This window comes from Rhizobium tumorigenes (genome assembly GCF_003240565.2).
Lineage (GTDB): Bacteria > Pseudomonadota > Alphaproteobacteria > Rhizobiales > Rhizobiaceae > Rhizobium > Rhizobium tumorigenes.
The window spans coordinates 1,841,576-1,862,157 of record NZ_CP117255.1 but is presented as its reverse complement, the minus strand read 5'-3'; the positions used below and the strand labels follow the sequence as shown (position 1 = coordinate 1,862,157).

Genomic DNA, 20,582 nt, shown 5'->3' with positions numbered 1-20,582 from the left:
GGGAACCGATACGTAGTTAGAAAAAAGGCCGCGAAACATGTGTTTCGCGGCCTTTTTTGATGCGATTGTTTGGATCAGATTTCTTCGTTGCCTGACAGCAGGATGCAGACCAGCGTGATGAAGGCGGCGATTGCCATGTAGTAGCCGACATAGGCAAGGCCGTAGTTGCTGGCGAGCCAGGTGGCGATAAAGGGTGCCAGCGACGCGCCGAAGATGCCGGCAAAGTTGAAGGTGATGGAGGCGCCGGTGTAGCGCACCGCGACCGGGAACGGAGCTGCCAGTGCAGTGCCGATCGGACCGTAGGTCATCCCCATCAACGCCATGCTCACCGCTGCGAAGATGTAGATCTCGGTGAGGCCGCCGGTGAGCAGGGTCTGCAGAAAGAACGAGAAGACACCAATTCCGACCGTCGTGGCGACGAGCACGGCGCGGCGGCCAAAGCGGTCCGACAGCTTGCCGGCGATCGGGCAGAAGATGCCGAAGAACACCGAGGCGACGATCTGCACGAGAAGCGCATCAAGGAAGCTGATCTTCAGGACCTTGACGTTGTAGGACAGCAGGTAGGCCGTGCCGATGTAGAAGAGCACGAAGGTTGCCAGCGCCACGAAGGTGCCGAGGACAAGGCTGCGCTTGTGGTTCTTCAGGATCTCGACCACGGGAACGGCAACACGCTCCTTGCGGGCGACGGCTTCGCTGAACTCCGGGGTTTCGGTGATCGACAGGCGGACCCAGAGGCCGATGCCGATCAGGACGATCGAGGCGATGAACGGCACGCGCCAGCCCCAGGTGATGAAGTCTTCCTGGGAGATGAAGTGCAGCAGCAGCCAGAACACGGCCGACGACAGGAACAGGCCGACCGGCGCGCCCAGTTGCGGGAACATGCCGTACCAGGAGCGCTTGCCCTCCGGAGCATTTTCCGTCGCCAGCAGCACCGCGCCGCCCCATTCTCCACCGAGGCCGAAGCCCTGGCCAAAGCGGCAGATCGCCAGCAGCAGAGGCGCGGCCACGCCGATCGAGGCGTAGGAGGGCAGGAAGCCGATCAGTACCGTCGATATGCCCATGGTCATCAGGGCTGCGACGAGCGTCACCTTTCGGCCGATGCGGTCACCGAAATGGCCGAACACGATGGCGCCGATCGGACGGGCGAAGAAGGCGATGGAAAAAGTCGCGAATGATTGCAGGACGCCGGTGGTCGGATCGCTGGTCGGAAAGAACAGCGTCGGGAAAACGAGGACAGCAGCCGTCGCGTAGACGTAGAAGTCGAAGAATTCAATGGTGGTGCCGATCAGGCTTGCCAGCAGAACGCGTGACGGCGAATTCAGGGCGGCACTGTTTCGCGACGAGGGAGCCGGCGATAATGGCGATATCGCTTGTTTCATTTTCGTGACCAATCCGGAATGCTAAGTTCAACTTCACGGCCCTTAACGCAATTTAAGACCGGCGCAAACGCCAAAGTAGCAATTTCCCGAACGAAATCGTTGATGCGCCGCACAATAATGTCTGCAGCGTCGTCTGTCTCCGGCTGATCCGCATGAATTTCTAGTCGAGCCGGCAGCGCGTCTACCGTTACTCGGCGTCGCTCCCTTATCGCGGTGGTTGCATGTTGCCGATCAGAGGCTCCCGCCGAGGTGATGTCCAGGATTAAGAAAATCGAAGGCGCCTCTTGCCACGGATCTAAAGCTCTGATTCCAAGAGGGTAATTGCCATCCGGGTTTTGATTCTTTTGTGTTGATGGCGGCAAAAGATGCATCGGGTTAACCAAAGTAAACGCTTCGTTAACTATAATGACGCTCTAATAGGCTCATTCAGAAGCCGGTGGAATCGCCCGGTAAAAGCTTCGCGCAAGCGTGCTGTCGCAAAGAGCTGTATTTTTGGGGGTATCGATGAGTGAGAAGCATGTAGCCGTCCTGTTTGGCGGTTTTTCCTCGGAACGGCCGGTCAGCCTGTCGTCGGGGAAGGCATGCGCTGACGCTCTCGAAGGGCAGGGCTACCGGATCTCGTTGATCGACGTCGATCGCGATATCTCGGCGCGTCTTGCCGATCTTGCGCCCGATGTCGTCTTCAATGCTCTGCACGGCCCCTTCGGCGAAGACGGCACGATCCAGGGCGTGCTTGAATACCTGCAGATCCCCTACACCCATTCCGGCGTTGCCGCGTCTGCGCTGGCGATGGACAAGTCGCGCGCCAAGCTGGTGGCGGCGGATGCCGGCGTGCCGGTTGCCGAATCATTGCTGATGAGCCGTTTCGACTTCGGGTCCGAGCATCCGATGCCGGCACCCTATGTCGTCAAGCCGGTCCGGGAAGGTTCGAGCTTTGGCGTCGTCATCGTCAAGGAAGACCAGGCGCACCCGCCGCAGGTCATCACCTCGTCGGAATGGCGCTATGGCGACGACGTGCTCGTCGAGCGCTACATTGCCGGCCGCGAGTTCACCTGTGGCGTCATGGGCGACAAGGCCTTGGCAGTCACCGAGATCGTGCCGCAGGGGCACAGCTTCTATGACTATGACTCGAAATATGTCGCAGGCGGCTCGAAACACGTAATTCCCGCAGAAATTTCACCAAATATTTACCAAAAAATACAAAGATTAGCGTTAACGGCGCATCAAGCAATCGGCTGCCGCGGGGTCACACGATCAGACTTTCGCTACGACGACCGCTTTTCCGAGGATGGTGAACTTATCTGGCTGGAGATCAACACCCAGCCCGGCATGACCCCTACTTCGCTTGTGCCGGAAATGGCAGGCCACGCCGGCTACTCGTTTGGCGAATTTCTCCGGTGGATGGTGGAGGACGCGTCATGTTTGCGTTGACGGTCAAGAGGATGAAGCGCTCCAGGCACCGTGCTCCGGTGCTGTTCGACCAGCCGGAGGACCTGTTCGTCCTGCCGCGGCCGCTGCGTCGTGCCGTGCGTTTTCTGGTGAGCCTCGGCTCCGGGCGCATCTACGTTCCGCCACATCTCGGCACGGTCTCCGCCGTAGCCTTTCTCGCTGCGACAGGCCTATATGGCATGTCGCTCGGCGGTCATACACAGACGGTAGCCCAGGCAACGACGGCAGCAGCCGGCTTTGCCATCGAGGACGTCAAGGTTTCGGGCAACGACCAGACTTCTGAAATCGAAATCCTGCAGCTTCTCGGCCTAGACGGCACGACATCGCTCGTCGCCCTCGACGTCGATGCCGCGCGCCAGAAGATTGCCAGCCTTCCTTGGGTCGAGAACGTCGAAGTCCGCAAGGTCTATCCGAAGACCATCGAGGTGAAGCTCAAGGAGAAGGCCGCCTACGGTATCTGGCAGCATGGCGCCGAGCTCTCGCTGATCGAGCAGAACGGCACCGTCATCGCGCCGCTGCGCGACAACAAGTTTGCGTCCCTGCCATTGTTTGTCGGGCGCGAAGCCGAGAAGGCCGCGGCTTCGGTCGGTGACATGTTTGCCGCCTGGCCGGACCTTCGCAGCCACGTCAAGGCTTTCGTGCGTGTCGCCGGTCGTCGCTGGGATCTCTATCTCGACAGCGGCATCGTCATCAAGCTGCCGGAAGACGACCTACAGCAGGCGCTCGGAAAGCTGGCAAAGCTGGACAAGGAACAGAACCTTCTAGCGCGCGACATCGCTGCCGTCGATCTTCGTCTCGAAGATCGCACGACGGTGGAACTGACGCCGGATGCGATGGTGCGCCGACAGGCGGCGCTGGATTTAAGAACCAAGGCTCTGAAAAAGGCGGGACAAGACACATGAGCTTATTCGGTTCGTCCCATTTCGGCCTGCCGCGCCTGAAGCCGCTTTCGTCGAAGCGCTCGCATATCGTCTCCGTGCTCGACATCGGCTCGACGAAGATCGTCTGCATGATCGGTCGGCTGACGCCGCGCGAGGAAACGCAGGTTCTTCCCGGCCGTACGCACAACATCGAAATCATCGGCATCGGCCACCAGCGCTCGCGCGGCATCAAGACCGGCGTCATCGCAGACCTCGATGCAGTCGAAGGCGTCATTCGCCTTGCTGTCGACGCTGCCGAGCGCATGGCTGGCCTGACGGTCGAGAGCCTGATCGTCAACGTGTCCGCCGGTCGCCTCGGAAGCGACATCTATACTGCAACCATCGATCTCGGCGGCCAGGAAGTCGAAGCCACCGATCTGAAGAAGGTTTTGACGGCCGCCTGTCAGCAGTCGCTGCGCCAGGACCGTGCCATCCTGCATTCGCTGGCGACGGGCTACTCGCTCGACGGCGAGCGCGGCGTTCGCGATCCGCTGGCGATGTTCGGCGACGCGCTCGGCGTCGACATGCATGTGGTGACGGCTGAGCGCTCGGCACTGCGCAATCTCGAACTCAGCGTCAACCGCGCCCACCTGTCGGTCGAGGGCATGGTGGCAACGCCCTATGCCAGCGGGCTCGCAGCCCTGGTCGATGACGAGGTCGAACTCGGATGCGCCGCCATCGACATGGGCGGCGGCACCACGACGATCTCGGTGTTTGCCGAAGGCAAGCTCGTGCACACGGATGCTGTCAGCATCGGCGGTCATCACGTCACGACCGATTTGGCCCGCGGCCTGTCGACCCGTATCGAGGATGCAGAACGGCTGAAGGTCGTGCACGCTTCGGCGCTGCCCAATCCGGGCGACGACCGCGAAATGATTTCCATCCCGCCAATTGGCGAAGATGACCGCGACCAGCCGACCCAGGTGCCGCGTGCGCTGGTGTCGCGCATCGTCAGCGCCCGTATCGAGGAAACGCTGGAACTGATCCGCGACCGTATCCAGCGCTCGGGCTTCAGCCCGATCGTCGGCAAGCGCGTCGTGCTGACGGGTGGTGCGAGCCAGCTGACCGGCCTGCCGGAAGTGGCGCGTCATATCCTCGCGCGCAACGTCCGCATCGGCCGCCCGATGGGCATTTCCGGCCTGCCGACGGCAGCCAAGGGACCTGCCTTTTCGACGGCGGTCGGCCTGATGATCTATCCGCAGGTGGCGGATCTGGAAACCCATATGGGCGGCAGCGGTTTGCTTTCGTCGCTCGGCGGCAACAACAGCCGCATTGCCCGGGTCGGGCAGTGGCTGAAAGAAAGTTTTTGAGTTTCCGGGCCGGGCGGCAATGCCTTCCGGCACGGGCAAGCACATTGAGTGAATTGGCTGGCGTGGCGACGCGGTCATAGACAAGAAGGAACGGTACCATGACGATCAAGCTGCAGAAGCCAGATATCACCGAGCTTAAGCCCCGCATCACCGTGTTCGGTGTCGGTGGCGGTGGCGGCAATGCCGTCAACAACATGATCACAGCCGGCCTCCAGGGCGTCGACTTCGTGGTCGCCAATACCGATGCGCAGGCGCTGACCATGACCAAGGCCCAGCGGATCATCCAGCTCGGCGTCAACGTTACGGAAGGCCTCGGCGCCGGCTCGCAGCCGGAAGTCGGCCGCGCTGCCGCTGAAGAGTGCATCGACGAGATCGTCGATCACCTGCAGGGTACGCATATGTGCTTCGTCACCGCCGGCATGGGCGGTGGTACAGGCACCGGTGCTGCTCCCGTCGTCGCCCAGGCCGCCCGCAACAAGGGCATCCTGACCGTCGGCGTCGTCACCAAGCCGTTCCACTTCGAAGGTGGGCGCCGCATGCGCCTGGCCGAAATGGGTATCCAGGAACTGCAGAAGTCGGTCGACACCCTGATCGTGATCCCGAACCAGAACCTGTTCCGTATCGCCAACGACAAGACGACGTTCGCCGATGCGTTCGCCATGGCCGACCAGGTTCTCTACTCGGGCGTTGCCTGCATCACAGACCTGATGGTCAAGGAAGGTCTCATCAACCTCGACTTCGCCGACGTTCGTTCCGTCATGCGCGAAATGGGCCGTGCAATGATGGGCACCGGCGAAGCATCGGGCAATGGCCGCGCCATGCAGGCTGCAGAAGCTGCGATCGCCAACCCGCTGCTCGACGAAACCTCGATGAAGGGTGCACAGGGCCTGCTGATCTCGATCACCGGCGGTCGTGACCTGACGCTGTTCGAAGTCGACGAAGCTGCGACCCGCATCCGCGAGGAAGTCGATCCGGACGCCAACATCATCCTCGGCGCAACGTTCGACGAATCGCTCGAAGGCATCATCCGCGTCTCCGTCGTTGCTACCGGCATTGACCGTGCCATGAACATGGCAGCCGAACGCAACATGGAACTTCGCTCTATGCCGAAGCCGATTGTCCGTCCTTCTGCGGCCGTTGCCCCGGCACCGGCCGCTGCTCAGCCTGCCTATGTCGCGCAGGCACCAAAGGCTGCCGATCCTATCGCCCAGACGATCCGCATGGCGGAAGCCGATATGGAGCGGGAACTGGAAATGCTGACCACCCGTCAGGTTGCGCCAGCTCCCCAGCCGGTCCAGCAGCCTGTGATGCAGGAAGAAGCCTTCCGTCCGCAGAGCCGCATCTTCGCAGCCCCGGAAGCCGCAGCACCAGTGCTGCGTCAGTCGGCGCCCGCACCGCAGCCCGCTCCGGTCATGCAGCAGCCCGTCATGCAGGCTCCCCAGCCTGCACCGATGCGCCAGGATCCGACTATCCGCCAGACGGCAGAAGCGGTCCGCATGCCAAAGGTCGAGGATTTCTCCCCGGTCGTCAAAGCCGAGATGGATCATCGTGCACAGCCGAACCACGCAGCTGCCGAAGAACGCGGCCCGATGGGCCTGCTGAAGCGAATCACCAATTCGCTTGGCCGTCGCGACGAGGACGATGTTTCCGCCGACATGACCGCTCCAGCCCCCACAGCGGCTTCGCAGCAGCGCCGGGCGCTGTCCGCCGAGGCAAGCCTTTATGCTCCGCGTCGCGGCCAGCTTGACGATCACGGTCGCCAGCAGCCACATCCGCGCATGAGCAATGAAGACGACCAGCTCGAGATCCCGGCATTCCTGCGCCGTCAGTCTAACTGATCCCGCAGCCCCGCAAACTTTGGCCCCCGGCGCAGATATCTGCTCCGGGGGCTGTGTCTTATCTGGCCTACGCAGCGCGAAATTACCTAGGAATTTCAGTGACCTGATTCCGTTACATTGCGAAAGAAACAGTGATTTGGTTTGCCGCGACGTGGCGCGTATGTAGATACCAAGCGCACTACGGAATCGCATCCGCTCTTCGGATCAACTTTGAATTTCGTGCCAAGTAACAGACCGAACCACGACATCGCAGTTTCTCTAAAGCAAGTCGGTTCGGTGCAGGATGATAAGGCAGAACGTAAATGGCAATTGGATTGCTGGGTTTTCAGACAACTGTTGCAGCCCCCGTCACACTCTCCGGAATCGGTGTTCATTCCGGCGCTGACGTGTCGATCACCTTCCTTCCTGCCGAAGCCGACACCGGCGTTGTTTTCCAGCGTATCCACGATAACGGCGATGTCACCGAGCTCCGCGCCGTCTCCTCGCAGGTCGGCAACACCGATCTCTGCACCGTTCTCGGCTTTTCTGCGGCCCGTTCTGTCGCGACAGTCGAGCACGTGATGGCTGCAATCTACGCCATTGGCCTCGACAACGTTCTGGTCGAAGTTCACGGGGCCGAAATGCCGATCATGGATGGCAGCTCGTATCCGTTCATCGAAGCTTTCGAGCAGACCGGCATCGTGCCACTCGGCGTCAAGCGTCGCTACATCCGCATCGTCAAGCCGGTTCGTATCGAATCGGGCGGCTCATGGTGCGAGTTCCGCCCCTATGACGGCACGCGCTTCGAAGTCGAAATCGATTTCGATTGCCCGCTGATCGGCCGCCAGAAGTGGGAAGGCGACCTGAACGCCGAGACCTTCAAGAAAGAACTTTCGCGCGCCCGCACTTTTGGCTTCATGCGCGATGTCGAGCGGCTCTGGGCATCCGGTCACGCTCTTGGCTCGTCGCTGGAAAATTCGGTCGTCATCTCCGACGACAACACGGTTATCAATGTCGAAGGCCTGCGTTATGCCAAGGACGAGTTCGTGCGTCACAAGACGCTCGATGCGGTCGGCGATCTGGCTCTGGCCGGTACGCAGTTCATCGGCTGCTACCGCTCTTATCGCGGTGGCCACAAGATGAACGCCAACGCGCTGAAGGCACTGCTCAGCGACACCTCTGCCTATGAGGTCGTCGAGACATCCGTGCCGCGCCGCCGCCCTGCCGCGCGCGACTTTGTTGCCGTCAACGCACCCGAGTTTGCTCCCTGGTCCGCATGACCTCCAGATAATGTTCGACCAGGGTGGCCGCCTCCGAAAGGGGGCGGCTTTTTTTTGGGCGGACGAAAGGCGGCAAGGTGGCAGGATGCGGGTAAATCTCGTGGAAGCGCCACAAAAATGCGTTAATGGTTCATCATTGCGTTGCCCTGACGACGCTTTTATGGATAGAAACGCGGGCCGGTAGCACTCGTTTTTTGTCGTGGCGGTAATTGGGAATTTCCGAATGGGTTTTGCAGGATCTGAAAGCATGAAGATTACAGCGCGGGCTTTGCTCGTCACGCTTCTCCTCGCAGGGACCGGCGCGTTCGTTTCCGGTTGCCAGTCGGACAAGGACATCGACATCACCAAGCTCGGCGTAGAGACCGATCCTCCGGAGCAGCTTTACAATCAGGGCCTTGCTAACATCAAGGCGGGCAACATGGGCGAGGCCGGCAAGAAGTTCGATGCCATCACCCGCCAAGAGCCATTCTCGGACTGGGGCCGTAAGGCGCTGGTCATGAGCACCTTCGTCAAGTACCGCACGGGCAACTATGACGACGCCGTGACGACCGGCAACACCTACATGAAGCAGTATCCGCGTTCCGAAGATGCCGCTTACGTGCAGTATCTGGTCGGCGCATCCTATGCCAAGCAGATCGTTAGCGTCACGCAGGACCAGCGCGCCTCGCAGCAGACCATCGAGGCGATGCAGAAGGTGATCGACAACTATCCGAAGTCGGAATACGTCGATGATGCGCAGGCGAAGATCCGCTTTGCCAAGGATCAGTTGGCCGGCAAGGAAATGCAGGTCGGCCGCTACTATCTGGAACGCAAGGATTACCTCGCCGCTATTTCGCGCTTCCGCGTTGTCGTCGAGAACTATCCGACCACCAACCAGATCGAGGAAGCGCTGGCGCGTCTCGTCGAAGCCTATTACGCCATGGGCATCGTCGAGGAGGCACAGACTGCTGCCGCCGTCCTCGGCCACAATTACCCTGACAGCCAGTGGTATGCCGACTCGTACAAGCTGCTGAAGAGCGGTGGCGTCGAACCACGCCAGAACGAGGGATCGTGGATCGCACGGGCCGGCAAGAAGCTTCTTCTCGGTAGCAGTTGAGAACCAATAAGAGATGCTGGTCCAGCTTTCGATCCGCGATATAGTCCTGATCGAGCGGCTGGACCTTGCCTTCGAAAAAGGGCTGTCGGTTCTGACCGGCGAGACCGGCGCTGGCAAGTCAATCCTGCTCGACAGCCTGTCGCTCGCCATGGGTGGCCGTGGCGATGGTGGGCTCGTCCGCCACGGCGAGGAACGCGGCCAGATCACCGCCGTCTTCGACGTTGCCCTCGACCATGGCGCCCGCAAGCTGCTCCGTGGAAACGGTATCGACGACGAAGGCGACCTCATTTTCCGACGTACCCAGTCTGCAGACGGTCGCACCAAGGCCTATGTCAACGACCAGGCGCTGAGCGTCCAATTGATGCGTCAGGCCGGGCAGTTGCTGGTGGAAATTCACGGCCAGCACGACGACCGCGCTCTAGTCGACACCAACGCCCATCGCACCTTGCTCGATGCCTTTGCCGGTCTCACCGATGAGGTCGTCGCCGTTTCCGGCCTCTACCGCCAGTGGCGCGAATGCGAGCGGGCTTTGAAGAAGCATCGCGACAAGATCGAGCTTGCCGCCCGCGAGGCCGATTATCTTCGCGCCGCCGTCGAGGAGCTGGAAACGCTCTCTCCGCAGGATGGCGAAGAGGACGATCTTGCCGAGCGCCGCTCGAAGATGATGAAAGCCGAGCGCATTGCCGGCGATATTTCCGAGGCCTCCGAGTTCCTGAACGGCAATGCCTCTCCCGTGCCGCATATCGCCTCGCTGGTGCGGCGCCTCGAGCGCAAGAGCCAGGAAGCTCCCGGCCTGCTGGAAGACACCGTCGCCCTGCTGGACGCAGCTCTCGACCAGTTGTCGAACGCGCAGATGGAAGTCGAGGCGGCATTGCGCAAGACCGAATACGACCCGCGCGAACTGGAGCGGGTCGAGGAGCGGCTGTTTGCCTTGCGCGGAGCTGCGCGCAAATATTCCGTTCCGGTCACCGGCCTGCCTGATCTGGCCGAGAAGATGATTTCCGATCTCGCTGAGGTGGATGCCGGCGAGGAGAAGCTCGCCAAGCTCGATGCCGAACTTGCGGTTGCCAAGGGCAATTTCGATCGTGCCGCCCACAGCCTTTCCGAGAAGCGCAATCATGCCGCAACGTCGCTCAGCGACGCCGTGATGGCCGAGTTGCCGGCGCTGAAGCTGGAGCGCGCGCGCTTCATGGTCGAGATCACAACCGATCCGGCGGCCGGCGCCGCCGAGGGCATCGACGTCGTCGAATTCCACGTGCAGACCAACCCCGGCACACGGCCCGGACCGATCATGAAGGTGGCGTCGGGTGGCGAGCTGTCGCGCTTTCTGCTGGCGCTGAAGGTGGCGCTGGCCGACCGCGGCTCGGCACCGACGCTGGTCTTCGACGAGATCGATACCGGCGTCGGCGGGGCTGTAGCGGATGCCATCGGCCAGCGGCTGAAGCGGCTGTCGGAGAAGGTGCAGGTTCTGTCCGTCACCCATGCGCCGCAGGTGGCGGCCCGCGCTGCGACCCACTTGCTGATTTCCAAGGGCCCGTCTGCCGATGGTTCCGATAAGATCACCACGCGGGTGGCGACGATGGAGCCGGAGGACCGGACCGAGGAAATTGCCCGCATGCTGGCCGGTGCCTCGATCACAGACGAGGCGCGGGCCGCTGCTGCACGGCTGTTATCCGGAAACGGCTGAGCGTTGCTGTCGCAGTGCATCTTTTCATCGGCCGGAATTGCTCTAGAAAGATCCACTCAAACTGTGGAGTGATATGGATGCCGAGCGAAGCTATCTCCGTCGAGGATCTGACCGAGGCCGATGCAGCCGCCGAACTGGAGCGGCTGGCGAGCGAGATTGCCCACCACGACGCGCTCTATCACGGCAAGGATGCGCCGGAGATCTCCGACGCCGATTACGACGCACTGAAGCGGCGCAACGATGCGATCGAGGCGCGCTTTCCGGCGCTGGTGCGAATCGATAGTCCTTCGCGGCATGTCGGCGCTGCTCCGTCCGAGACCTTTGCCCAGATCACCCATGCGCGGCCGATGCTGTCGCTCGACAACACGTTTTCGCAAGAAGACGTGCAGGATTTCGTCGCCGGTATCTACCGCTTCCTCGGCCGCCTGCCGGACCAGTCGATTGCCTTTACCGCCGAGCCGAAGATCGACGGGCTGTCGATGTCGATCCGCTACGAGAACGGCCGCCTGGTAAGTGCCGCGACGCGTGGCGACGGGACGACGGGCGAAAACGTCACTGCCAATATCCGAACCATCAAGGAGATCCCGAACACGCTGCCGAAGGATGCGCCTGATGTCGTCGAGGTGCGCGGCGAGGTCTACATGGCCAAGAGCGACTTCCTGGCGCTGAACGCCCAGATGGCGGCGGAGGGCAAGCAGACCTACGTCAACCCGCGCAACACGGCCGCCGGCTCGCTGCGCCAGCTCGACGCCAAGGTGACGGCAAGCCGCAAGCTGCGGTTCTTCGCCTATGCCTGGGGCGAGATGTCCGAGATGCCGGCGGATACCCAACTCGGCATGGTCGAGGCTTTCGGGCGTTGGGGCTTTCCGATCAATCCGCTGATGAAGCGGCTGGAATCGGTAACCGATATTCTCAGCCACTATGACGATATTGGTTTGAAGCGCGCCGATCTCGACTACGATATCGATGGTGTCGTCTACAAGGTCGACGATCTCGCGCTGCAGGCTAGGCTCGGCTTCCGCTCGCGCAGCCCCCGCTGGGCGACTGCGCACAAGTTTCCGGCCGAGCAGGCGTTTACGCGGCTGACAGCCATCGATATCCAGGTCGGGCGAACGGGCGCGCTGACGCCGGTGGCGCGGCTGGAGCCGATTACCGTCGGCGGTGTCGTCGTGACCAATGCGACGCTGCACAACGAGGACTACATCAAGGGCATCGGCAATGGCGGCGAGGCCTTGCGGGACGGGCGCGACATCCGCATCGGCGATATTGTCATCGTCCAGCGCGCCGGCGATGTCATTCCGCAGATCGTCGATGTGGTGCTTGAGAAGCGCGACGCCGCAGGTGTCGCCTACGAGTTTCCAAAGGTCTGCCCGGTGTGCGGCAGTCATGCGGTTCGGGAGTTGAACGAGAAGACCGGCAAGCTCGATTCGGTCACCCGCTGCACCGGTGGTTTTGCCTGCCAGGCGCAGGCCAAGGAGCACCTGAAGCACTTCGTCTCGCGCAATGCCTACGATATCGAGGGGCTGGGCGCCAAGCAGATCGATTTCTTCTTCGAAAGCGACGACCCGGCCCTGCAGATCCGCACCGCGCCGGATATCTTCACGCTGGAGGAGCGGCAGAAGGCGTCCTTGACCAGGCTCGAGAATATCGATGGCTTCGGCAAGGTCAGCGTCGGCAAGCTCTATGCCGCCATCAACGGGCGGCGCGAGATCGCCTTGCAGCGTTTCATCTATGCACTTGGCATCCGCCACGTGGGCGAGACCAATGCCAAGCTGCTGGCCCGCTCCTACGGCACATATGAGGCCTTCGGAGAGGCGATGCGCGAGGCAGCGCCGCTGACGGGAGATGCATGGAACGACCTCAATGCCATCGAGGGTATCGGCGAGGTCGTCGCCCGCGCCATCGTCGAGTTCTACAAGGAGCCGCGCAACAGCGAGGTCATCGAGCGACTGCTGCGTGAGGTGCGCCCGCAGGATGCCGAGAAGCCCAAGGCGTCCGGAAGCCCGGTGGCCGGGAAAACCGTGGTCTTCACCGGGACGCTGGAAAAGATGACGCGCGACGAGGCCAAGGCGACGGCGGAGAGCCTCGGTGCCAAGGTGGCGGGATCCGTCTCGAAAAAGACCGATATCGTCGTCGCCGGGCCCGGTGCTGGCTCCAAGCTCGACAAAGCGCGCGAGCTCGGAGTGCAGACGATGGACGAGGACGAGTGGCTGGCGCTGATCGGGTGAGGGAAGGCCGCAGCCTTCATCATCCTCAGTGGCGCAGGCGCGCCATGGTCAGGGCGTCGACGTAGGACCCGGCGCGAAAGGCAAAGTCCATCAGCCGGCCTTCCTCGATAAAGCCGAAACGCTTGTAGAGCGCGATGGCGGCTACGTTGTCCGCATAGACGGTGAGTTCCACGCGTCGGATATTCAGCCAGTTGTCGGCGCAGTCCAGCAACGTACCCAACAGGGCGTTGCCGATGCCGCGGCCGGTGTATGCGTCATGGACGCCCATGCCGATGCTGCCGACATGCTGCCTGCGGCCCTCAAACCGCCGTAGGCCTGCGTTTCCAACGATTTTTCCGTCGAGGACGGCAACCAGACGCGGCAATGCCGCCTCCGCTTTTGACAGCCAGCGACGGGTATCGTCCGTCGTCTGATAGGGAAGACGCAGCGTGCCTGCGCGAAAACCGGGAAGGTTAGCGATTGCCGCAATGCCCTCGGCATCATCGATCTCTGCTGCGCGCACCAGCAAGCCTTCAGGAGGTGCGACGGCACGCAATTTGTCAGGGTTCGGCGTCTCATTCATGGGGTCTCTCCTTGTTTGGCCAAGGAGAGCCGGTTCCCAAACCCTGCTCGCCTCGGGCAGGGTTGTCGGGATGATCGGTCGGGTTTTAGCCCGGCAACGCGTCCCCACACCCTGGAAGGGTGGTGGTGATGTGAAGCATGACGTTGGTGAGCGATCCGATCACTCTCCCAGATTTCCTCAGCAGCGGAAGAATGTCAACCGCACTGCCAAATTGCTTCAAGGCTCAAGCCTCGCTACTACTGACTGATCAGACGAATCGGACATCACCCTTGAAAACTATTGCCATCGATTTTGAGACTGCCAACGAACAGCGCGGCAGCGCCTGTTCGGTCGGACTGGCGTGGATTGAGGACGGGCGTGTGGTGCGGGTGGAGGAGCGGCTGATCAGGCCGAAGGAAATGCGGTTTTCGGGTTTCAACATCGCCATTCACGGCATCCGGCCGGAGCATGTCGAGGGTGCACCTTCGTTTCCCGAGGTGATGGAGGAGTTCCACGAGGATTTTCGCGGCGCCACGATGATCGCCCACAATGCGTCCTTCGATTTCAGCGTCTGGCGGGCGAGCCTCGATCACTACCGGCAGTCCTATCCGGAGTTGTTCTACCTCTGCAGCCTGAAAATGGCGCAGCGTATCTGGCCGCAGCTTCTGTCGCACCGGTTGAATGTGATCGCCGAGCATCTGGCGCTGAGGTTCAAGCATCACAATGCCGCTGAAGACGCAGCCATCTGTGCCTCGGCCGCTATCGAGATGGCCAAGGCGGTAAAGGCGGTCGATGTCGGCGGCATTCCAGCCGCAATCGGCATGACGATCGGTCGCCTGACATCACGCGGCTACGAGCCCTGTACCTGCCGCAAGCGCTGACGTCTCTCCTTGCAATGATCCGCCTGCGACTTATCTTCGGCGCGAGATCAACAAGGAGTTTTCCATGCGCCGCCTCGCTCTTGCCGCTGCTTCCATTCTCACACTCATTGCCGGCGCTGCTTCGGCCGAAGTCGTCGGCAAGGTCGGTGTCGATTGGACGGGTAACGATATCCTCGTCGATGCCGTCCCGGATCCGGAAATCACCGGCGTCACCTGTCACGTTACCTATTTCGACCGTGGTGTGATCGACCGTCTGCGCAAGGGGAAATGGTTCGAGGACCCGTCCAACAATTCCATCGCCTGCCGCCAGACAGGTCCGATCCAAATCAACGATATCAACCTGTCAGAGGGCGGCGAAGAGGTCTACAAGTCCGGCATGTCGCTGATCTGGAAGAAGCTTGTCGTTAACCGGATCTACGACAAGAAGAACGACACGCTGATCTATCTTGCCCATTCGCGCGAACTGACGGATGGTTCGGCAAAGATGTCGATCTCGACCATCCCGCTCTACGGTCAGACGGTGACCTGGACAAAAGGCAAGCCCGCTCCCTGAGGCTCGTGAAAGCGGGTATCAGTCTGGCCCTCGCTGAGCGGTCAGCGCCCACCGTCATCCTCGGCCTTGTGCCGAGGATCTGCTGGTCGACAAAAAGGGAGCTGGATAGATCCTCGGGACAGGCCCGAGGATGACGACCGGTGCAGTAGCGACGATCGGTGTGCCAGAGACGATCGGCTTGCACGACTGCCGTGTATGTCGAAAACTTGGCTCAGGCGGCCTGCGCCAGTTCGTCGGCGATGACGGTGTCGAGGTTGAGGAAGCAGACCATGGTCTTTTCCAGGGCCACGATGCCACGGCAAAAGGCGCGCTGTGCTTCCGGGATGATTTCCGGTGCCGGCTGCAGGTCTTCGCTCTTGATGGTCATCATGTCCGACACCTGCTCGACGAGAAGGCCGACCAGCTTGCCGGCGATGTCGGTGACGATGATGGCAGAGCGCTCCGATGGCTCTGTCATCTTCATGCCGAGACGGCAGGACATGTCGATGACGGGGATAACCGCGCCGCGAAGGTTGATGAGACCGAGAACATAGGGCGGGGTGTGTGGCATCGGCGTTACCGGCGCCCAACCGCGGATTTCGCGGATCGCCATGATGTCGATGCAGAATTCCTGATCGGCAAGGTGGAAAGAAACGATTTCCAGGTAGGCACCCGACTGTTTGATGGCGTTCGACATGTGAAGTTCTTTCCGGAGCGTCTGAGCGGAATCATTGAGGTTTGCCGTTGAAAAACATGTTGACCGAGACTGGTTACGATCAGCTTAACGTTGTGCCGATTTCCAAGGTATCGCGCATATTCGATATGGGTGACGGCGTGTTGAATTGCGGTTGCCCGCCCGAAGCGGTATCCCTGCAGCCTCTCAACAGGTACTCCATTGGACGGGCCGCTTTGGCATCGGGAATCCATCATGAAAAAACTTCGTATTGCGATCTGGGTCCTAGTCGCTTTGATGGCCGGCTTCCTCGGGGCGGGCTCTTTCTATTTCACCAGACCGCCTGAATCCGCTGCTGCAGGCGGCCCCTTTGGCGTTCCCTTCACGCTGGTGGCGCAAAACGGCCAGCCAATCACCGAGAAGGCATTCCGCGGCCGGCCATCGGCGGTCTTCTTCGGCTATACGCATTGCCCCGACGTCTGCCCGACGACGCTCTTCGAAATGGATGGCTGGCTCCAGAAGGTCGATCCGGATGGCTCCAAGCTCGGCGCCTATTTCATTACCGTCGATCCGGAACGCGACACACCTGCCATCATGAACGAGTACGTCTCGAACGTTTCGCGCCGCATCACCGGCATTTCCGGGCCGACCGACAAGGTGACCGAGATGGTGCACGGTTTCCGCGTCTATGCGGTCAAGGTGCCGCTCGACGCCAAGGATCCGAATGGCGACTATACGATGGACCATTCGGCATCTGTGTATCTTCTGGACGCGGAGGGCCGGTTTGCAGGAACCATTGCCTATCAGGAAAATCCGGATACGGCCGTCAAGAAGCTGCAGAACCTGATTGACAAGGGGTAGGGGGTGGCTGTGCCGGACCTGTCGGTCTGGCGGTTCTACGCTCCACGATACGTCAGGTAGGCATGAGACGCGGCGCCCGATGAGCTTTGTGACCATGAACCCGCCGGTAATGGGGCTTCCCGTCGTCCACCGCTTGCTTTTGCGCCATGTCGCGGGGTACGACACCTGCAAACCGCCATCGACCGGCTGGACTGAACGACGATGAGAGACCGAAGCGTTGAATGAGATTCGCCTGTATGTGACGACGACCGAGCGCGATGCCGAGCGGATCCTCGACCTGATGACGCCTGTCTTCGAAGACGAGGAACTGCCGATCGCGACATCCGAGATCGACGAGAAGAAGGATATCTGGGAAGCCTCGATCTACCTCTATGCGGATCAGGAAGAGCACGTTCGCCCTCGGTTCGAGGCGCTACTGGCCGACGCCTATCCGGGTCTTGCGATCGACAAGGAGATCATCCCCGACGTCGACTGGATCGCCCGCTCGCTCGACGGCCTGAAGCCGGTGCGCGCCGGCCGCTTCGTCGTCCACGGCTCCCATGATCGCGACAAGATCCGCGCCAGCGAGATCGCTATCGAGATCGATGCCGGCCAGGCTTTCGGCACGGGTCATCACGGGACGACTGCCGGCTGCCTCGAAACCATCGAGACGGTGATGCGCAGCCGCCGCGTCCGCAATGCGCTAGATCTCGGCACCGGCAGCGGCGTGCTGGCCATTGCCGTGCGAAAACTTAAGAATATTCCGGTGCTGGCCACCGACATCGATCCCATCGCGGTTCGGGTCGCCCGCGAAAACGTCGTGCGTAACGGCATAGCCTCGGGAATTTCGCTCGAAACCGCTCCTGGATTTCACTCGACGGCCTTTTCCCGGCATGGCCCTTTCGACCTGATTATCGCCAACATCCTTGCGCGGCCGCTGATCCGCATGGCGCCGCAGCTTGCCAACCACCTTGCTCCCGGCGGGTCTGTCATCCTGTCCGGTATCCTTGCAGCCCAACGCTGGAAAGTGATTGCCGCCTATAACGGGGCACGGTTGCGCCATGTCCGTACCATCTGGCGCAACGGCTGGGTGACAATCCATCTCGACCGCGCCTGAGCCTTGACCGCCTCGCGCAGTGATTCCAGATTTTTTTCCAAGTTATTGAATTTCCCCGGAAATGCAAAAGGCGACACCAGAGGTGTCGCCTTGCAGATCAGTGTTACCTGATCATGTCCGCGAGCAGAGGGGAGGAAATGCTCAAGCGGGCGTTTCGCATTCTCGTCAGTCGTCGGCCGGGAGGAGAAGCCGTATCGACCGATCCTAGAATGCGTAGCTGGTGTTCGTGTTGCGCACGTCGCCGCGGCTTACGCCGATGATCCGGGAAGCTTCGCTGTCTGCAACGCGCAGGGCGCCGATTACGTGACGTACGGTCCGGCGTTCGCCAGCCTGCATCGGGCTGCTGTATGCGAAACGGGGAGTGTTCATAGTGGTATTCCTTTTGGGTGGGTTGCTTTCAACCCGTCTGATGAACCCCTTATAAACTATCCCGCAGTGCAGCACAGATTTAATGCGGAATGGGAGCTATGCGTTTATGTTATGGGTATTGTCGTGATTGAGTCATAATCGCTCGATTCTGCCCATGAAATAGGCGCAGTCGTTAACGGGCATTAACAGGCATTAATGCGAGGGGCGCGTCTCGCAATGGTGGCGAATTGGGATAACATGCAGGCAACCGCCATACGCGGATTCGCTTTGTCAGCTTTTGGATGCCCCATGTTCCAGTCTTTTGATGTCACTTCCACACCGCAGTTCGGCCGTGAACGCGTCGAGGGGCTTCGAGCCTCGTTTGCAGCTCTCGAGATCGATGCATTTCTGGTGCCGCGCGCCGATGAGTTCCAGGGCGAGTATGTGCCCGCCTGCTCGGAGCGACTGGCGTGGTTGAGCGGCTTCACTGGTTCAGCCGGCGTGGCGCTGGTAACGCAATCGCAGGCCGTTGTTTTCGTCGATGGCCGCTACACGACTCAGCTGCTGGAGCAGGTGGATACGACAGTGTTTTCCGGTGGCGATCTCGTTGGAGAACCGCCGCACCAGTGGCTTACGAAGCACGCCGCCAAGGGGCTTCGGCTCGGGATCGACCCGTGGCTGCACACCGGCGCGGAAGTGCGACGGCTGGAAAAGGCGTTGGGCGAGATCGGCGGCACGCTTGTGTTCCTGCCGCACAATCCGCTTGATCGCCTGTGGACAGACCGCCCTGCCGAGCCGCTCGGACCCGTGACCATCCAGACGGTGGAGCAGGCCGGCGTGCTTGCCAGCGAGAAGATCGGCGCTATTGCACGGCTTCTGGAAGAGAAGAACTGCGCGGCCGTGCTGGTCACCGATCCCTCGTCGATCGCCTGGATCTTTAATATTCGCGGCAATGACGTGCCGCATACACCGCATCCGCTCGCCCGGGCGATTATTCATGCCGGCGGCAGGGCGGAGCTGTTTCTCGACAAGCGCAAGACCAATATCGAGGCGGAAGCCTACCTGGCGCAACTTTGCCAGCAATTTCCCCCGTCCGATCTGGTCGAGAGGCTGAATGCCGCTTCCGCGAATGGCGCGCGCGTAATGGTCGATCCGGATCTGGCAGCGCAGGCTCTGACCGACATTATCCGCAGCGCCGGTGGCGAGGTTGTGGAGGGTAGCGATCCCGCACGACTGCCGCGCGCCCGTAAGAATCAGGCGGAGCTGAATGGCTCGGCTGCTGCCCATCTGCAGGACGGCGCGGCGATGGTGACCTTCCTTCATTGGCTGGAGACGCAGAAGCCGGCCACCGTTTCGGAAATCGACGCAGCTCGTAAACTCGAGGCTGTCAGGGCCGAAGTCGGCCAGGCGATGCAAAATCCGCTGAAGGACCTGTCATTCGACACGATTTCAGGAGCCGGCGAGCATGGCGCCATTATCCATTACAGGGTGACGACGGAGAGCGACCGGCTGCTGCAGGCTGGTGAACTCTACCTTCTCGATTCGGGCGCTCAATATATCAACGGCACCACCGACATCACCCGTACGGTTGCCGTCGGCACCGTGCCGGAGGAGCAGCGGCAGTTCTTCACGCTGGTTCTGAAAGGCATGATCGGCATCAGCACGGCGCGCTTTCCGGTCGGCACGCGCGGCTGCGATCTCGATCCGCTGGCCCGCATCGCGCTCTGGAAGGCCGGAGCCGACTATGCCCACGGCACCGGCCATGGCGTCGGCTCCTTCCTGTCGGTGCATGAAGGCCCGCAGCGCATTGCCCGTCTCTCGACACAGGAACTGCTGCCCGGCATGATCCTGTCGAACGAGCCCGGCTACTATCGCCCCGGCAGCTTCGGCATCCGAATCGAGAACCTGATCTATGTCCGCGATGCGGAGCCGATCGACGGCGGCGATATCGACATGCTGGGTTTCGAGACGCTGACCTTCTGCCCCATCGACCGCAGCCTGATCATTGCGGAATTGCTGACCCATGACGAGCTTCACTGGCTGAACGACTATCACGCGCGCACCCGCGAGGCGTTGATGCCGCTTATCCATGACGCCGAAGTGCGCAGCTGGCTGGAGAATGCGACGCTGCCGCTCGGCCACTGAGGCCGAACTTTGCACGCGAAGTTAGGATCAGGCGCCGATGAACTGGCGCCAGGCCATGACGACGATCCAGCCGGTGACGAGCATTGCGCTGGCCGGCAGATAAAGGCCGACCAATCCTGCTGCTACCAGCGCCACCTTGAGGTCGATGCCACCGTTGAAGAAGGTAGGGGCCATCAGCGCTGTCAGCACGGCGGCAGGCACGGCGTTGAGGGCGGCCTCCATGCGCGGCGGGATGCGGGTCATTCGGGTGATGAGAACGTAGCCGCCAATGCGCGTCAGGTAGGTTACGCCGGCAGCCGCGAGTATGAGCAACAGCATGTGGGGATCGAATTGTGTCAT

19 protein-coding genes are annotated in these 20,582 nt (G+C 61.3%); 13 read left to right on the top strand and 6 right to left on the bottom strand.

Annotation, left to right across the window (positions count from 1 at the left end; genetic code table 11):
- Positions 1-74 precede the first annotated feature (74 nt).
- Both PR017_RS09215 and PR017_RS09210 read right to left on the bottom strand, forming a co-directional pair.
- Positions 75-1,379: an MFS transporter gene (locus PR017_RS09215; protein ID WP_111222853.1), complete on the bottom strand. Its 1,305-nt coding sequence runs from the start codon at positions 1,377-1,379 to the stop codon at positions 75-77.
- Positions 1,376-1,750 carry a hypothetical protein gene (locus PR017_RS09210; protein WP_133255668.1) on the bottom strand — a complete coding sequence of 125 codons (375 nt, stop codon included), beginning with the start codon at positions 1,748-1,750 and terminating at the stop codon, positions 1,376-1,378. Before PR017_RS09210 ends, PR017_RS09215 begins: the two co-directional genes overlap by 4 nt.
- 133 nt (positions 1,751-1,883) lie before the next feature.
- Here PR017_RS09210 and PR017_RS09205 point away from each other — a divergent pair, with 133 nt between their 5' ends.
- The 8 genes from PR017_RS09205 to ligA all read left to right on the top strand — a co-directional run bounded on the left by PR017_RS09205 (position 1,884) and on the right by ligA (position 13,166).
- Positions 1,884-2,810: a D-alanine--D-alanine ligase gene (locus tag PR017_RS09205; protein WP_111222854.1), complete on the top strand. Its 927-nt coding sequence runs from the start codon at positions 1,884-1,886 to the stop codon at positions 2,808-2,810.
- Positions 2,798-3,730 (top strand): cell division protein FtsQ/DivIB, encoded by a 933-nt coding sequence (locus PR017_RS09200; protein WP_111222855.1) that lies wholly within the window; start codon positions 2,798-2,800, stop codon positions 3,728-3,730. Before PR017_RS09205 ends, PR017_RS09200 begins: the two co-directional genes overlap by 13 nt.
- Complete coding sequence (ftsA, locus tag PR017_RS09195) at positions 3,727-5,058, top strand: cell division protein FtsA (protein ID WP_111222856.1); 1,332 nt, start codon at positions 3,727-3,729, stop codon at positions 5,056-5,058. Before PR017_RS09200 ends, ftsA begins: the two co-directional genes overlap by 4 nt.
- 98 nt (positions 5,059-5,156) lie before the next feature.
- Positions 5,157-6,896, top strand: a complete 1,740-nt coding sequence (ftsZ, locus tag PR017_RS09190; protein WP_111222857.1) for a cell division protein FtsZ — start codon at positions 5,157-5,159, stop codon at positions 6,894-6,896.
- A 302-nt stretch (positions 6,897-7,198) separates the two neighbouring features.
- A complete protein-coding gene (gene lpxC, locus PR017_RS09185; RefSeq protein ID WP_111222858.1) occupies positions 7,199-8,155 on the top strand; it encodes a UDP-3-O-acyl-N-acetylglucosamine deacetylase in 957 nt (318 codons plus the stop codon).
- Between the two features lie 223 nt (positions 8,156-8,378).
- The gene (locus PR017_RS09180; RefSeq protein ID WP_206423232.1) at positions 8,379-9,251 is read left to right on the top strand and encodes an outer membrane protein assembly factor BamD; all 873 of its coding nucleotides are present in this window, start codon (positions 8,379-8,381) and stop codon (positions 9,249-9,251) included.
- Between the two features lie 13 nt (positions 9,252-9,264).
- A complete protein-coding gene (gene recN / locus PR017_RS09175; RefSeq protein WP_111222859.1) occupies positions 9,265-10,938 on the top strand; it encodes a DNA repair protein RecN in 1,674 nt (557 codons plus the stop codon).
- A gap of 77 nt (positions 10,939-11,015) precedes the next feature.
- Positions 11,016-13,166 (top strand): NAD-dependent DNA ligase LigA, encoded by a 2,151-nt coding sequence (gene ligA / locus PR017_RS09170; RefSeq protein ID WP_111222860.1) that lies wholly within the window; start codon positions 11,016-11,018, stop codon positions 13,164-13,166.
- Between the two features lie 25 nt (positions 13,167-13,191).
- Here ligA and PR017_RS09165 read toward each other — a convergent pair whose 3' ends face one another.
- On the bottom strand, positions 13,192-13,728 hold the full coding sequence (locus PR017_RS09165) for a GNAT family N-acetyltransferase (RefSeq protein ID WP_111222861.1): 537 nt from the start codon (positions 13,726-13,728) through the stop codon (positions 13,192-13,194).
- Between the two features lie 269 nt (positions 13,729-13,997).
- On the opposite strand from PR017_RS09165, the gene PR017_RS09160 reads away from it, so the two are divergent.
- Together PR017_RS09160 and PR017_RS09155 are read left to right on the top strand one after the other, a co-directional pair.
- Positions 13,998-14,588: a 3'-5' exonuclease gene (locus PR017_RS09160; protein WP_111222862.1), complete on the top strand. Its 591-nt coding sequence runs from the start codon at positions 13,998-14,000 to the stop codon at positions 14,586-14,588.
- Between the two features lie 64 nt (positions 14,589-14,652).
- Entirely contained in the window at positions 14,653-15,141 is a 489-nt protein-coding gene (locus tag PR017_RS09155; protein WP_111222863.1) for a CreA family protein, read from the top strand.
- Positions 15,142-15,352: 211 nt separating this feature from the next.
- Here PR017_RS09155 and PR017_RS09150 read toward each other — a convergent pair whose 3' ends face one another.
- Positions 15,353-15,817, bottom strand: coding sequence for a chemotaxis protein CheW (locus tag PR017_RS09150; protein ID WP_111222864.1), 465 nt, complete (start codon positions 15,815-15,817; stop codon positions 15,353-15,355).
- 231 nt (positions 15,818-16,048) lie between these two features.
- Here PR017_RS09150 and PR017_RS09145 point away from each other — a divergent pair, with 231 nt between their 5' ends.
- Together PR017_RS09145 and PR017_RS09140 are read left to right on the top strand one after the other, a co-directional pair.
- Positions 16,049-16,654, top strand: a complete 606-nt coding sequence (locus PR017_RS09145; protein ID WP_111222865.1) for an SCO family protein — start codon at positions 16,049-16,051, stop codon at positions 16,652-16,654.
- Between the two features lie 217 nt (positions 16,655-16,871).
- Positions 16,872-17,750: a 50S ribosomal protein L11 methyltransferase gene (locus PR017_RS09140; protein ID WP_111222866.1), complete on the top strand. Its 879-nt coding sequence runs from the start codon at positions 16,872-16,874 to the stop codon at positions 17,748-17,750.
- Between the two features lie 204 nt (positions 17,751-17,954).
- Here PR017_RS09140 and PR017_RS09135 read toward each other — a convergent pair whose 3' ends face one another.
- On the bottom strand, positions 17,955-18,119 hold the full coding sequence (locus PR017_RS09135; RefSeq protein WP_162854792.1) for a hypothetical protein: 165 nt from the start codon (positions 18,117-18,119) through the stop codon (positions 17,955-17,957).
- Between the two features lie 288 nt (positions 18,120-18,407).
- On the opposite strand from PR017_RS09135, the gene PR017_RS09130 reads away from it, so the two are divergent.
- Positions 18,408-20,243, top strand: coding sequence for an aminopeptidase P family protein (locus tag PR017_RS09130; protein ID WP_111222867.1), 1,836 nt, complete (start codon positions 18,408-18,410; stop codon positions 20,241-20,243).
- A gap of 27 nt (positions 20,244-20,270) precedes the next feature.
- On the opposite strand, the gene PR017_RS09125 is transcribed toward PR017_RS09130, so the two are convergent.
- Positions 20,271-20,582 carry an AzlD family protein gene (locus PR017_RS09125; protein ID WP_111222868.1) on the bottom strand — a complete coding sequence of 104 codons (312 nt, stop codon included), beginning with the start codon at positions 20,580-20,582 and terminating at the stop codon, positions 20,271-20,273.

Bases quoted from the DNA above. Each gene is read 5' to 3' on its own strand.
- PR017_RS09180 (WP_206423232.1), top strand. From the start codon at position 8,379: ATGGGTTTTGCAGGATCTGAAAGCATGAAGATTACAGCGCGGGCTTTG.
- PR017_RS09215 (WP_111222853.1), bottom strand. From the start codon at position 1,379: ATGAAACAAGCGATATCGCCATTATCGCCGGCTCCCTCGTCGCGAAAC.
- PR017_RS09165 (WP_111222861.1), bottom strand. From the start codon at position 13,728: ATGAATGAGACGCCGAACCCTGACAAATTGCGTGCCGTCGCACCTCCT.
- PR017_RS09135 (WP_162854792.1), bottom strand. From the start codon at position 18,119: ATGAACACTCCCCGTTTCGCATACAGCAGCCCGATGCAGGCTGGCGAA.
- PR017_RS09155 (WP_111222863.1), top strand. From the start codon at position 14,653: ATGCGCCGCCTCGCTCTTGCCGCTGCTTCCATTCTCACACTCATTGCC.
- recN (WP_111222859.1), top strand. From the start codon at position 9,265: ATGCTGGTCCAGCTTTCGATCCGCGATATAGTCCTGATCGAGCGGCTG.
- ftsZ (WP_111222857.1), top strand. From the start codon at position 5,157: ATGACGATCAAGCTGCAGAAGCCAGATATCACCGAGCTTAAGCCCCGC.
- PR017_RS09200 (WP_111222855.1), top strand. From the start codon at position 2,798: ATGTTTGCGTTGACGGTCAAGAGGATGAAGCGCTCCAGGCACCGTGCT.
- ftsA (WP_111222856.1), top strand. From the start codon at position 3,727: ATGAGCTTATTCGGTTCGTCCCATTTCGGCCTGCCGCGCCTGAAGCCG.
- PR017_RS09145 (WP_111222865.1), top strand. From the start codon at position 16,049: ATGAAAAAACTTCGTATTGCGATCTGGGTCCTAGTCGCTTTGATGGCC.
- PR017_RS09150 (WP_111222864.1), bottom strand. From the start codon at position 15,817: ATGTCGAACGCCATCAAACAGTCGGGTGCCTACCTGGAAATCGTTTCT.
- PR017_RS09210 (WP_133255668.1), bottom strand. From the start codon at position 1,750: ATGCATCTTTTGCCGCCATCAACACAAAAGAATCAAAACCCGGATGGC.
- PR017_RS09125 (WP_111222868.1), bottom strand. From the start codon at position 20,582: ATGACACAATTCGATCCCCACATGCTGTTGCTCATACTCGCGGCTGCC.
- lpxC (WP_111222858.1), top strand. From the start codon at position 7,199: ATGGCAATTGGATTGCTGGGTTTTCAGACAACTGTTGCAGCCCCCGTC.
- PR017_RS09205 (WP_111222854.1), top strand. From the start codon at position 1,884: ATGAGTGAGAAGCATGTAGCCGTCCTGTTTGGCGGTTTTTCCTCGGAA.
- PR017_RS09130 (WP_111222867.1), top strand. From the start codon at position 18,408: ATGTTCCAGTCTTTTGATGTCACTTCCACACCGCAGTTCGGCCGTGAA.
- ligA (WP_111222860.1), top strand. From the start codon at position 11,016: ATGCCGAGCGAAGCTATCTCCGTCGAGGATCTGACCGAGGCCGATGCA.